The organism is Faecalibacterium hattorii, assembly GCF_003287455.1.
GTDB lineage: Bacteria > Bacillota > Clostridia > Oscillospirales > Ruminococcaceae > Faecalibacterium > Faecalibacterium hattorii.
On sequence record NZ_PRLC01000022.1, the window covers coordinates 1 to 12685 of the forward strand.

A 12685-nucleotide genomic window follows, 5' to 3' on the forward strand; every position below is an offset into this window, starting at 1 on the left:
AAGCCGTCCGAACGGAGCAGGATGTAAGCGTTGGCGCGGGAGATGCCCAGCGCAGCAGCGACATGATCGGCTGTCAGCGTGATGGGAAGCTGCTCATACGAAGTGAACTGAGAGCGCATAGAATACCTCTTTTCTCTATATGCTGTGCTAAGTGAATACAGGAGCACTATATATTGTACTTTGATATGTAACAAGGGGCATCTGCGGTTTGCGGATGCCCCTTGTGTATATGGGAGGAATGCCTGTGAATGTCAGAATTTCATCGGCAGTGCGTCTTTTCTGCACTTGCCGTTGTAGGCGGTGTAGATGGCAAAAACGTATTTTTTCCATCCGCGCAGCTTTGCGGGGTCGTCCTGCCCGATGCGGTAAATATCGACCGGGTGGATGTTGCGCAGCGCACGGAGCAGCCGTTCTTCACTGAACTCGCCGTGGTACAGTTCCACAAAGTGCATCATGCCTTTCAGAACAGAGGCCCGGAACGAATCGGGTTTGCCTTCCCATGCTGCCACGATGAGCCGCATCGTTTCACAGTAGAGCGGTTCGCCCATCTGCTTGTAGAGCCGGAAAGCCGTACCAACGCAGCCGATGCGGTAATCGGTCAGCTGCTGGCTGTCATAATTGAGGCTCAATCCCACCCGGTTGGTGGCTGCGAGAAAGGCTTTGGAGATGGCATCGCCGCCCACCACCTTGGCACGGAGCTTGATGCCTGCCGTCAGCGGCGCAGAGAAACCGTTCTGCTCGGCAAAGAGCAGGGCTTCCTGCTCCACGGTCATGCCCGTGTACACCTTGCAGAGGATCGGCAGATCCTTGCCGCCGTTGCGGAGGATGCGCCCCTCGATGGTGTGCTGCCCATCCGTTACGATGAACTGACCGTTACGGAAACTGACCTTCGGCTCGTTTGCCACATATTCGTTGAAGTGGGCGGCAATCAGTTCCACACGCTTGCGCTCCACACCACGCTGATACAGTTCGCGGGGATAGACCAGCTTGCTGCTGTGGATGACCATGAGCTGGTACGGCGGGTTGACATGGATGAAGGGATTGTTATTGTCTTTCAGGCGCATCGCATTTCCTCCTTGATCCTCCAGATGTACGTTTCGGCTTCTTTCAGGATTTCAGCAACCTGCTGTTTACGCTTCGGGATGGTGAGCAGACTTGGGTTGAATGTGAAGCTGTATTCCAGCCGTTGGATCATTGCGTGTACCGCAGCTTCCAGTTCGGTGTACAGCATCGTGTCCTCAACGCTTCCAGCGTCCTCAAAGGACGATTTGATGGGTGTGTAGGGATAGAGGGGCGGCTTACCGTCAACCACCTCAGGCGGCGCGTAAGCCGCCGTAGAGCGGATGATGGGTGGAAGCCGCTGAATGCTCCCCATCGGGTTCAGGGCAAGGCTGGCACGGACAGCATCATCCACCCGGCTCATTTCTTCCGGGGTGAGGTGTCCGAGGAATTTCAACACTCGGCTCTTGTCTACGGTAAAGATCTGCTCTGCCTGAACGATGGACGGAACGGAGAGAAAATCGTTCACCAGCAGGCAGTGTGTCGGCTGGGTATACTTTTTTGCCGCCTTGCTTGTCAATGTGGCTACGATCAGCGTGGGCGAGTAAAAATTTCCCACATCGTTCTGGAGAACGACTGCCGGACGATTCCCGCTTTGCTCTGAACCGATGGCGTTGTCGAAACGAGTGAAGAAAATGTCTCCGCGCTGGAATTTCCAGTTTTGAATCAAAAGCTGCCCTCCTTTTTCAATATGTACACCGCCCGCTGCACCTCCTTGGCAGTGGGCGGTGTGTTTGTTCAGCGCTTCATCACAACGTAGTCATGACCGCGCCGGGTCTGGCAGACTGTGCAAGTGTCCATGCTACGGTCTGCGCTGGGAACAATGGCGATTTTGAACGCCTTGGATTCTACAAAGCTGCAAAGGCAGACACCGCAGAGCGTGCGGATGGACCGGATCATTTCCGGGGTCAGTTCCATTTCCTCGTAGATCGCTTGCTCTAAGGTGGTACGGTCGTTCTCGTTCATAAAACCTCCTATGTAGGACGAAAATGTGGATATATGGAATAAGTAAAAAGAACAGGCGTGGACGAAGACCGAAAACAGCATTCGGCCACGCCTGATTTAATAAGTTAAGGTCTCGCATATTCGCCCTCGGCTCCCTGCGAGTGGGGCATAAGCATCTGGCAGCGGACTTATACCGCTTCATTGGCATTTCAGCCACCCCGTCTGCTTTGTGACCGGGCCGCGAATTACGGAAGTATCATTATCGGAGTACCAGATGAAGGAACTATTCAGTTTTCAAGGTCCGTGAGAGGTCTGTGTGGCAGACCTTTCACTGTTAACAGAAAACAAGGGGTAAAACGGGGGGTGTTTTCAAAAAAATTTTTTGAATTTTTTTCGAGCAGCCTGAATGGATTCTCTTACAGTGGTGCGATCAGCGTGTTGAACACGGGCAATCTCTGTGATGCTCATACCTTGAGCCAGCATCAAAATTCGCTGACGCTGGTTTTCACTTAAATGTGCAAGGCAGTCAAGCAGATGCTCCCGATCTTCCAGTTCCTCCATCAAATCATCCGGGGTTTTCTCGGAAACCAGATTTGTTCCCTCGTAATCCTCGGAATCCAAAGAAAAAGCCGTATGATAGCGTGAACGCTCGTTGCTGGCGTGTTCCATGCGGCGGGAATCGTAGATAACCTCCGCAATCTCGGCAGAAACAGTAATATTGACACTTTCACCAGTGACAAACTCGTAGTGAAGAATGCGAGAGTCCATGTGTAACCTCCAAATTTTCGATAAAACGTGAAATGTCGAAAATCTGGAGACACTACGGATATTTCGCCGCTTGGGGTAGCCATGAAAAGAGGGCAAACATAAAACCTGCTCCTTTTCGGGAGCAGGCCATCTGAAGCTATAAAAATAGCCGGACAACAGCCGACCGAAAGATTGGAGATCTTTCAGTCAAGCTGCTGCCCGGCTATTTGGTGCTACGTTTCATACATCACCCGGAGGTGACGGCCCGTTGCTCGGTGCGAACAGTCCATATTCAGAGTGCTTTGCACCCGATTCTTATGAAACCAATGCTTACTTGGCTCGAATGGAAAGGTTGAGCCATAACATTTCCCGGCAACGCCAGCATTTTATGTGGATGAATCCAGTGCAGTCGGCGGTCATTCGATAAAGTTTTAAGTTGCACTTGGGGCAAAACTGCCAGTGTTCCGTAATTGCTTTCTTCTTATGATCGAGCATGACTTTCCCTCCCAAATATAAAGTTTGCTGCTGTATCATAGGAGAAACGGTGGACTGCGGCACTTTGGCTCCAAAAGCGCAAAAACGCCAGCCTCCCATGGCGGGAAGCTGGCGCAATATAACACATCGGCACGATTGTAGGTGGTGGAACGGAACGATTGTGCTTGCTTCGGGGCGGTCTGGCTTACGGCAGCAGACAGGCTTTTTTTGATGCGTTACCCCAATAAAAAATCACAGTTACCTCCACAAACGGCAACTGTGATTGGATAGCGCGTGAAATCGCCCGGACGAGTTACCGTTTTTTTATAACTCGACCGGGAAACGCAAAAATCGGCACTATACTTCCTACTCACAGGAAATACAAGGTTATACCGCGTCATTCACCAGAACGATACAATACTATTGAGGTGAACGATGATGCCGAATTCTGACTTGAAAGTACTTGGAGAAAAGGTTCGCAAGGAGCGCAAGCTGGCAGGTTTAACACAAGAACAACTTGCTGAACGCTGCCATGTTTCAACGAAGCATATCGCCAACATTGAAAAAGGCAGCATGAATCCATCTTACGAAATTCTTTTGGCGATTGCTCGTGTTTTGCCGGTTTCGCTTGATGCGCTGATCACTCCGGGGATGGGCAAAACGGAAATAGAGTTAAAAGAGTTCAATCGAATCTATCTTTCCTGTCCAGAAGCAGTGCGGGAAACCTTAATGGACTCGATCCGCACACTGGCAAAGCACCTGACAGAGTTTTACAGTAAAATTGAAAATCCCTGAAAATGTTTTGCTTGTGGTACAGTATAGCATATTTTTCAAAGTCACTATACCAAAACGAACCCAAAAGCAAACCAATTTTATACCAATTCAGTCGATTCCCAAGCTGACCTGAATCTCTGTTTCCAAATCATTTGCCAATGCCGTATATAGTTCTTGTGGTGTGCGGCAAAGAATTGCATTGAAATTGATAGGGTCGCCCTCATTGAAAAGCCTTACATATCCCCAGCGGCATGGAACAACGTCCAAATAGGTCGCAGACTCTAAAAAGCTATGGAAGTGGGTCAATACTTCTTCAAATGTTTGCATGGTTTGACCTCCTGAATTAAGTTATCTCTATTTTAGAATATTCTTGGTCATCTATGCAAGGATGCCGATTTTGTACAGCACAGAAAACGATAAAAGCCATACCGAAGAATCCTACTAGGATTTCACGATATGGCTTTTATTACAGATTGCGATTCAATCGCACCGATTCCGATGATGGGACAAATTGATATCCAATGTTGGAAACCGTTTTAATATAACGGGGGTGATCTTTGTCATCCTCTATTTTCTGGCGGATTCGACCGATCGTGCTGGTGACGGCTCTCAAATAGCTTTCGCTGTCCTTATGCCAGACTGCTTCAAAGATCTGCTCCTTTGTAAACAGTTTGCCCGGATGCTGTGCCATCAAACTCAAAACACCGTATTCATAACGACTCATGTACACCTCTGTTCCGTGTTTGAAAACACGGTGGTGTTCCAAGTTGATTTCCAGATCGGGACGGCTCAGAGCGTCTGTGGGATTCCGCATCAAATCGAACCATTCAAAAATCGTCTGCTCTTGCGGTGGGCAGTGATCCTTCGTGATGCGAACAACAACTTCAATTTTTTGCATACAATAGACAATCCTCCCCCAAAGCCAAATCTATATCACTCGATATGGAAAATCGGGTGTAGCTCGCATTTCCACATTGACCGTGCACTACGATGCCGTGTGCTTTAGCCGCCGTCGTTTTTGGAATCCCGAAAGTTCAGAGCTGCCATCAGTCATCCAAACGCACCCGCCCAGAGAAGGTCGGTATAGAGCCATACTTGGAGAATGGCAAAAATCACTTCTGCGATCAGCAGCAGGATGGCGGCCGTTAACAGCAGACGTGCCGATAACTGCTCCATCTTAGGTATCCCTTTCTGTGCGAAGATAGTGCTGCGCCGGTGGCCGCCAACTGCACCAGAATTAGAACAGCAAACAGACCGAAGCTCTCATAATAGAACAGCTCATCCCTAAATAGAAGGACATCACAGAGCGCAGTAAAGGTAAGTGTCACAAAGTAAATGATATAATCTCGCAGGCTTCTGCGGATATTTTGAATTGCTAACTTCCAGTACATATCTTCCTCCCATCACCTTACGCTATCGGAGTTGCTGCGAATCGAACGCTGGAACAGCAGCCATGTACTGAGAAAGTAGCAGCTCAGCAGCAAAGCGAAAATCCCGACAATGATACCTATTTGCCGCATCAAGGCTCCGCAGCCAATATAAGCTGAGATTTCAGCAGAAACACTTTGAAGAAAATAGACAATCACAATCATTGCTACAACGATTGCCGCTGTGATCGGCATCCCAAACCAAACACCAAGCTGTTTTAGAACCAAAGTATGCAGGTCCTTCTCTTCCACTCCCATTTTTCGCAGAACCGAAAATCTGTAGTTGTTTTTTTCTGCATCTAGGAGCTGCTGAAGAGCCAGCACGGTAAGACACATCACCATCAGCACAATTGCACCATAGATCAAGGACGCTTTTAGGATAAAGTTAAGGGCGATTATACGGTTCACTTCCGTAGTACGGACAGTTGTACTGTATCCTGCCAGATTGTCTTTATCAGGATCTTCTGGATAAGAACGCCCAAGAAGCTGTTCCAGCATTTCTGCCGTTTTGAAGGGAAGCGGATATTGGGTCATCACAAATCGGTTGCTCTGTACCGGAAGCAAGACTTGCGCTATCTCGTCCGGTATGATATACACTACATCTGTATATAGATTATAGATGGATTCCCCCACAGGTTCCTGAAACACTGCATTCTCACTGAGTTTCAGAGTGCCTGCGTCCGTTTCCAGTAAAGTATGCTCAGCGATGTAGTTTTCAATATCCTTGTCCTCTGCCGCACTATGCCAGTGGGTAGCAAATTCATCCTTTTTTAAAATAATAGGTTCATATCCCAACATTTTCCGAACAGCGTTATAATCCTTCAGTGCAATCGCCAAGGGAGGAAAATCGTACTTTACCCGCTGGTGAAAGTCGCTTTTTTGAGGAAGATATTCCGAAAAAGTCAAATCGTCCTTTATCTCTATGTTGTTTTGTTCTATGAACGCAGTAATTTCCTCATAGTCTGTATCCGGAAGATTTTCCACTTCATAAACATCGTTGTAGCGGCTTGAAATTTGAATGTCATAGACTGCCCGACTATCCAAATAGCCCAGACTCCATCCTGTCAAAACTGGCGCAATGACAAACAAGCAGATAGAAAAAGTCAGGGTCACACAAATGATCGTCATCGTTTTCGTATTGGTAGCCAGCTTAGAGGAAAGCTGTCCAAACAGAAATAAACTCGTATTGTGATATTTGCGGGACACTTTAGACTCCTTCCAGTATAGGAGCGCCGCATTCGATAAATACATGACTGCGGAAATGATAAACAAAATATCCGCAACCCCAAACAGCAAATATTGATTCAGAGTTGGGGCGTCAAATCCAAGGAAGTAGGCTTTTTCCAGTTCTGCGATGGAAAAAATCGGGATAGCGGTCAATACAGCACCAGCCAGAAGCCCGCAAAGATATGGGGAAAATCCTATTTTTCTGTGTAAAAAAGAAACTGCAATTGCCCAAAGCAGCGTCACGGCAGGGAAAAGGACATTCCCCCAATACATGAGCTTTACAGGAAGTGGATGTCTGGGATCGGAGTAAAAATGATATTTTACAGCACCTACCTCCAGCATCCACAGCAGCATAATGCCATAGAAAATACAGATCATCGGCATCCATCTGCTTTTATGAAGCGGTTTTTCATTCTGACGGTTTGCCGTCATAAGCTCAATAATCCTACTTTTATTGAGAATTCTGACATTCCCGACTCCAACCAGAATCTGGCAAACAACAAAGAAGCCCACGGTCAGCAGCACGGTATCTGGAAAAAAAGACCAAGAAAAAGCGTAGGGTTCCCCAAAAGAAGCAAGCAGCATAGCCGTAATGACCTGAGAAACGACCATCCCCAGAAGGATTCCCACCGACACAGAGAATATGAGCAGGAAAAAAGTCTCTCCAAAAAAGAGCAGTCCTATGGTTTTTTGCTCCATTCCCAGGGTTGCCTCAACTGCAAACTCCGATTGTTTTTTTCTCAGCATGAAACGATTGACATAGTGGATCAGAAACAACAGAAGCAGACTAATCCCGCAAATCGCCAGTTTCATACCTCCAGCCAGCAGGGAAATATTATATTCCGCACCAATGGTCGGATGATAATGGGTGCTGCTGATAGACAAAAACGCATAGAACAATGTGACACAGAGTGTCATGGTCACAATATAAATCAAATAGTCCTTTCCTGACCGCTTTGCATTTTTGAAAATGAGTTTAGTGTACATCATTCACACCCCCTCCCATCATGGTGAGGACATCCAAGATTTTTTCAAAGAAAACCCTACGAGAATCACTGCCTTTGAGAATTTCCGCGAAGATCGCACCATCTCTTAAAAAGAGAATACGATTGGCATAGCTTGCCGAAAAAGCGTCGTGTGTTACCATCAGGATTGTGGCGTCAAGGCTTTCGTTAATACTCTGGATTGTGGAGAGCAAGGCTTGTGATGAGTGACTATCTAACGCGCCGGTAGGTTCGTCCGCCAGGATCAACTTTGGCTGGTTGATAATAGCTCTGGCACAGGCACACCGCTGTTTTTGACCGCCGGACACCTGATAGGGATATTTATCCAGAATATCCGTGATATTCAGCTTTCCGGCCATTTCCCGCACCCGCCCATCAATCTCACCTGCAGGAACCTTGTTGATAGTCAGTGCCAAGGCAATGTTTTCCGAGATTGTCAGAGTGTCCAGCAGGTTAAAATCCTGAAATACAAATCCAAGATTCTCCCGACGAAACCGGGCAATCTGTTTTTCGTTGATTTCCGTCACATCGGTTCCGTCCAGATAGATATGTCCCGCACTGACGGTATCAATGGTGGAAATACAGTTGAGCAGGGTAGTCTTGCCGGAACCGGATGCTCCCATGATTCCTACAAATTCCCCCTCCTGAACGGAAAAGCTGATGTCCTGAATTGCTTTTGTAACATTCCCGCCATTTCCGTAATATTTTTGGATATGATCCAGTTTCAAAATTTCTTTCATTGTTATCACCTCTGATCTCTATTGTAGAATAAGAGTGGCTTCGTTTGTATCAAGTTTTCTTACAAAGTTCTAACAAAAATGTAAGAAGTGCAGGACCGCAATCAGCCCTGCACTTCATGGATCAGACAGTTGATGTGAAACGCCAGGGAAATGGCGGTTCCTTGTTCCGATGATTCTGCCGCAATGCCAATGCCCAGCTTTTCACAGAGCCGTTTGCATAGGTACAGGCCAATGCCTGTGGACTGCTGGACCATACGACCATTCTGACCGGTAAATCCCTTTTCAAAGATACGGGGCAGATCGGACGCAGCAATCCCAATTCCATTGTCCTCCACGACAAGAACAACCTGATCTTGCCGTTTATGAGTAGAAATGCGGAGAACCGGTTGTTCCGTACGATACTTGACCGCATTGGCAATCAGTTGGTTCAGAATAAAGCGCACCCACTTTTCATCTGAATAAACCGTGTCCTGCATTTCCTCCACTTCCAGACGCATACCACCTTGGAGCAGCAGATATTTATTATCTGCAATCGCCTGATGCACCACTTGGGACAGTGCCATTTCCCGGACAGAATAATCTTTCTCTGTATGCTCACTGCGGGCGTAATAAAGAGCTTGTTCGGTAAAGCGGTTGGTCTTTTCCAGTTCCAGCAGAAGTTCCTTTGTCCAGTCCGTCCGGTGGTTTTCACATAGGAGTTTCATGGCAGTAATGGGCGTTTTGATTTCGTGAATCCATTGCTCAATGTATTCTTTGTACTCCAGGCGTTCTCGCTCGACTTCTCCAATCTGTTCCAACATGGATTTTCCAGCCATTTTCAAAAGCTGATAGTAAACCTGATCCTCGGCCTGTTCCGGCAGCTCCATCACTTCGGAAATGAGGTATCTTTCGGAAAGTTGCTCCGCCATATCCAGAAGTTTTTTCATCTGCCGCTTCCGTTTCCAGTAAGTGAGGACAAGTCCCGTCAGCAAAATCAATGCCCATACAATCAGGATCAATACTACTGCGGAAACCGAATTGCCGCACACCAGCAAAAATACAGTGAGTGCAGCCATACAAACAAGGTTCGTCAGCAGAAATGGTAGCCTGTTTTTCCAATATCGTCTGCTGTTCATATCGTGTACCCCTGTCGGTGCTTTGTCTTGATAAAATCCGTCAGACCGATGCCCGCCAGTTTTTCCCGGATGCGGTTGATATTGACGCTCAAAGTATTGTCATCCACATATAGCTGATTGTCCCACAAATACTCAATCATATCTCCGCGAGAACAGATTTTTCCACCGTTCTTGAACAAATAATAGAGAATTTTCAATTCGTTCTTAGTAAGTTCTACGCTCCGTCCATTATAGTCCAAACTGCTGGATTCCAAATGCAACACCGCATCTCCATAGACGATCTGTTCCTGCTGCTGTGCGGGATAAGCTTTTTTCAGTAGGGAAGCGATTTTCGCAAGCAGGATTGCTGTGTTATAGGGCTTCGTGATAAAAGCATCGCCACCCAGCATAATGCTGTTTAATTCATCCATATCTGTATTACAGCTCGTTACAAAAATAATCGGCACCTCGGAGAAGGTACGGATTTTAGAGCATAAAGCAAAGCCATTCTCTCCGGGCAACTTAATGTCCAACAAAATCAGATGTGGCGTTTCATCCTGAATCTGTTCTATCACAGCAGAAAAATCCTTTATGCCAATCGTTGCATATCCATTTCCATTCAATAATGTTTGCAATTCTCCCTGTATCACAGGATCATCTTCAATTATCATAATTTTATATCGTTTCATGCTTTCTGCACCTTCCTTGTTTTGTCCGGCCATCAATCGGCTTTTCTGCAGTTTTGGGAATCAGCCAAACACCAGCCATCTTCACAGCGCCGGGGATACGCCCAGCAGCACAATAGTAATTTACTCTACGAGGTGTCACGCCCCACTTCTCGGCGGCCTCTTTCAATGTCATATAGTCCATTACGCACCTCCACAGAGTACATTATAGTTCCTCATCTCGAATAATGCAAGAAACATAATATGAATTATAAAGTTTAATCTTACTGCATTCTCTGAACTTAGGATACTCATTAGAATGGGGGTTAAGATAACGATATAGATGCACTTCACCTTGCCCTCATACTGCGGCAACAGGGCTTTCAGTGCTTCAAGATTATCGCCGTGGATGATCATGTTCTCACTGCCGTTGTTCTCGGTGTGCTGCCCCTGCTCATCAAAACTGTATTGCCGCTCCAGCACCCGGAAGGGAACTTCCTGATGATGGTTCACGACTTTATTTTTACCGATCCATTCCAAGGTTGGCATGGCGTTTTTCTCCAATCTAAAAATTTCAAACTGCGGACAAAAAGGACGCATTGTTGTGGCAAGCAGGGCGTCCGTATATACAAACGCCATTTTTGCGTTGCAAAATGCTTGTTGGGATAGTCCCAAACCCTTTGTGTACTGCATCCGCCGGATGCAGGCTGCGCATTTGTGCCAAATGCTTCTATAACGAAAAAGAACACCGAGGACTCTCCCCAAAATGGGAAGAATCCTCGGCGTTTTCTGTTTAGCGGGTCTGCGATTTTTCCTTGGGGTCTTTTTCCTCGGCGAAGAACAGCTCTACATTCTTCTGTGCTTTTTTCAATTCCTGCATTTCATCCCGTGCCTTACGGTAGGCTGGATAAGCAGCTTTCTTTTGAGAAAGCAGTGCGGAGTATTCGGCATCCAGTTCTTTTACCTTTGGCAACTTTTTCAAACTCGCTTCGTCAAAAGCGACTTTTGCCGCCTTGTGCAGCGTGATTTGTTCCCGGTGTTCTTCCAAAAACTTCTTGCTGTACCCAGCCTTACGGTAGGCATCATACACAGGTCGGGTTTTGGCATAGTTGACGATGTGCGCCCGCAGGACAGCAATCTCTGCCATACGTTGCTCTGCGGCCTTGATGGAATCGCCTAGTTCATGGTATCGTGCAGTCGCTGCATTTACTCGTTCCTGCATTTCTTCGATGCTGCCGATTTTATTTTCCTGTAAGAAAATCAGGGTCTTGGACATTTCTTTCAGATTATAGCGTTTTGTCCACCGTGCGTAGCCTTCGCCTTTGCCCTCGGAGAGTTTTGCCTGAATGTCCACCAACAGGTGGAACGACTGTTCTTTTGGCGGCTGCTTCTGATGTGGGCGGTGTTCTGCTTCTCCGGCGATGACCGCCTTGATCTCGTCCTCGCCATAGCCGGTGCCCAATGTGCGAAAACGGATAAAGCGTTTCTGCCGTGCGCCTTTGACCGAAGTGTGCTTTCCTCGTTTGACCTCATAGCCTTGTTGTTCCAGCTTTTTAAGAAAGATTTCAAAGTCCATAGGCTTCTCGTTCAGCAGGATGCCGTCAATTACAGAACACAGCTTGTCACGATTGCTTTCTTTGGGTGGATAAAGTGTGCGCTTTTGCCGCTCCCGGTACGGCTTGATTTCAATAACGGACAACTGATGTTCCAGACAAATCAAATCGCTCAACCGCTGCACCGCCAGCCCGGACAATAAAAAATCCCGGAATTTCCGGGTGCTGTCCAACGCAGTGGAGTTGTAGATAATGTGATTATGAATGTGTTCCCGGTCCGTGTGGGTTGCAACGATAAACGCATACTTGCCTTTGGTGAAACGCATTGCCAGCTCATAACCCACCTTGTTGGCTTCCTCGGCAGTGATCTCTCCGGGCTTGAACGATTGCCGAATCTGATAGGCGATCACATCGCTTTTCTGCCTGCGACCGGTGGCAAGTTCGTATTGGCGTTTGGAGAGCATAAATTCTTCATCCACAGTCAGGGGACTGCATTCGTAACTGCTGACCAGTTCGCCCTGCTCAGTCTTGTCGGGATTCTGTACATAGTCTGTACGGCTTTTCAGACAGGCCGCAACCGACTTGCCTTTGTTTTTGTGCAGCGCGATCAGCCGTGTTGCGGCCATCCTAAATCCCCCCCATAAAAGAAAAGCCGCCCGAAGGCGGCAAAAGGTTGAAAATGCTCCTTACAGTTCGGCCAACCACTCACTGAACCGCCCGATGCCCTCGGTGATGGCAGTTGCGCCGAAAAAGAGGACAAAGCAGAGGAATTCGGCTACCAGCAAGATAAGGAACTGATTCCAAGTCTGACGGTAAGCAGTGTAGATGCCGCAGCCGAAGATGTAGAGCATCAGCGGAGCAACTACATAGCTGGACAGGGTTAGCAGCCACCTTGCCATCAGAGCTAGAAACGCCACAAAGAGAGAAATCGGGAAAAGAACAATTTTCTTCAGCATAGACATCATATCGGGCACTT

Annotated in this window: 15 protein-coding genes and 1 pseudogene; 1 reads left to right on the forward strand and 15 read right to left on the reverse strand. The window is 47.4% G+C overall.

All coding sequences use genetic code 11. The annotated features are described in order from the left end of the window. Positions 1-251 precede the first annotated feature (251 nt). The 4 genes from C4N23_RS12690 to C4N23_RS12705 all read right to left on the reverse strand — a co-directional run bounded on the left by C4N23_RS12690 (position 252) and on the right by C4N23_RS12705 (position 2772). Entirely contained in the window at positions 252-1064 is an 813-nt protein-coding gene (locus C4N23_RS12690; protein ID WP_112146448.1) for a DUF6551 family protein, read from the reverse strand. After that, positions 1055-1729 (reverse strand): type II toxin-antitoxin system PemK/MazF family toxin, encoded by a 675-nt coding sequence (locus tag C4N23_RS12695; RefSeq protein WP_112146450.1) that lies wholly within the window; start codon positions 1727-1729, stop codon positions 1055-1057. The genes C4N23_RS12690 and C4N23_RS12695 overlap by 10 nt, the downstream gene beginning before the upstream one ends. Before the next feature lie 68 nt (positions 1730-1797). Next, positions 1798-2025, reverse strand: a complete 228-nt coding sequence (locus C4N23_RS12700) for a hypothetical protein (RefSeq protein ID WP_179860586.1) — start codon at positions 2023-2025, stop codon at positions 1798-1800. 348 nt (positions 2026-2373) lie between these two features. Continuing rightward, entirely contained in the window at positions 2374-2772 is a 399-nt protein-coding gene (locus tag C4N23_RS12705; RefSeq protein ID WP_112146452.1) for an RNA polymerase sigma factor, read from the reverse strand. Between the two features lie 888 nt (positions 2773-3660). Between C4N23_RS12705 and C4N23_RS12710 the strand changes: the two genes are divergently transcribed. Beyond that, a complete protein-coding gene (locus C4N23_RS12710) occupies positions 3661-4020 on the forward strand; it encodes a helix-turn-helix domain-containing protein (RefSeq protein ID WP_227612706.1) in 360 nt (119 codons plus the stop codon). Positions 4021-4107: 87 nt separating this feature from the next. Here C4N23_RS12710 and C4N23_RS12715 read toward each other — a convergent pair whose 3' ends face one another. The 11 genes and pseudogenes from C4N23_RS12715 to C4N23_RS12765 all read right to left on the reverse strand — a co-directional run bounded on the left by C4N23_RS12715 (position 4108) and on the right by C4N23_RS12765 (position 12674). After that, complete coding sequence (locus tag C4N23_RS12715; protein ID WP_112146454.1) at positions 4108-4326, reverse strand: hypothetical protein; 219 nt, start codon at positions 4324-4326, stop codon at positions 4108-4110. Between the two features lie 139 nt (positions 4327-4465). Further along, complete coding sequence (locus C4N23_RS12720) at positions 4466-4897, reverse strand: winged helix-turn-helix domain-containing protein (RefSeq protein ID WP_005946641.1); 432 nt, start codon at positions 4895-4897, stop codon at positions 4466-4468. A gap of 152 nt (positions 4898-5049) precedes the next feature. Beyond that, on the reverse strand, positions 5050-5175 hold the full coding sequence (locus tag C4N23_RS14355) for a hypothetical protein (RefSeq protein WP_280953129.1): 126 nt from the start codon (positions 5173-5175) through the stop codon (positions 5050-5052). 227 nt (positions 5176-5402) lie between these two features. Beyond that, entirely contained in the window at positions 5403-7643 is a 2241-nt protein-coding gene (locus C4N23_RS12730) for an FtsX-like permease family protein (RefSeq protein WP_342587764.1), read from the reverse strand. Next, positions 7630-8397 (reverse strand): ABC transporter ATP-binding protein, encoded by a 768-nt coding sequence (locus tag C4N23_RS12735; RefSeq protein WP_005930862.1) that lies wholly within the window; start codon positions 8395-8397, stop codon positions 7630-7632. The genes C4N23_RS12730 and C4N23_RS12735 overlap by 14 nt, the downstream gene beginning before the upstream one ends. Positions 8398-8498: 101 nt before the next feature. Further along, complete coding sequence (locus tag C4N23_RS12740) at positions 8499-9512, reverse strand: sensor histidine kinase (protein ID WP_035393645.1); 1014 nt, start codon at positions 9510-9512, stop codon at positions 8499-8501. Further along, positions 9509-10180 (reverse strand): response regulator transcription factor, encoded by a 672-nt coding sequence (locus tag C4N23_RS12745; protein ID WP_035393642.1) that lies wholly within the window; start codon positions 10178-10180, stop codon positions 9509-9511. Before C4N23_RS12745 ends, C4N23_RS12740 begins: the two co-directional genes overlap by 4 nt. Then, entirely contained in the window at positions 10167-10361 is a 195-nt protein-coding gene (locus tag C4N23_RS12750) for a helix-turn-helix domain-containing protein (RefSeq protein ID WP_005930852.1), read from the reverse strand. Before C4N23_RS12750 ends, C4N23_RS12745 begins: the two co-directional genes overlap by 14 nt. Positions 10362-10492: 131 nt before the next feature. Next, positions 10493-10705, reverse strand: a pseudogene (locus C4N23_RS12755) (site-specific DNA-methyltransferase); the annotation flags it as partial. Positions 10706-10949: 244 nt separating this feature from the next. Then, positions 10950-12335, reverse strand: coding sequence for a relaxase/mobilization nuclease domain-containing protein (locus C4N23_RS12760; protein WP_112146457.1), 1386 nt, complete (start codon positions 12333-12335; stop codon positions 10950-10952). A 60-nt stretch (positions 12336-12395) separates the two neighbouring features. Beyond that, positions 12396-12674, reverse strand: coding sequence for a hypothetical protein (locus tag C4N23_RS12765; protein ID WP_015537687.1), 279 nt, complete (start codon positions 12672-12674; stop codon positions 12396-12398). Between the last annotated feature and the right edge of the window lie 11 nt (positions 12675-12685).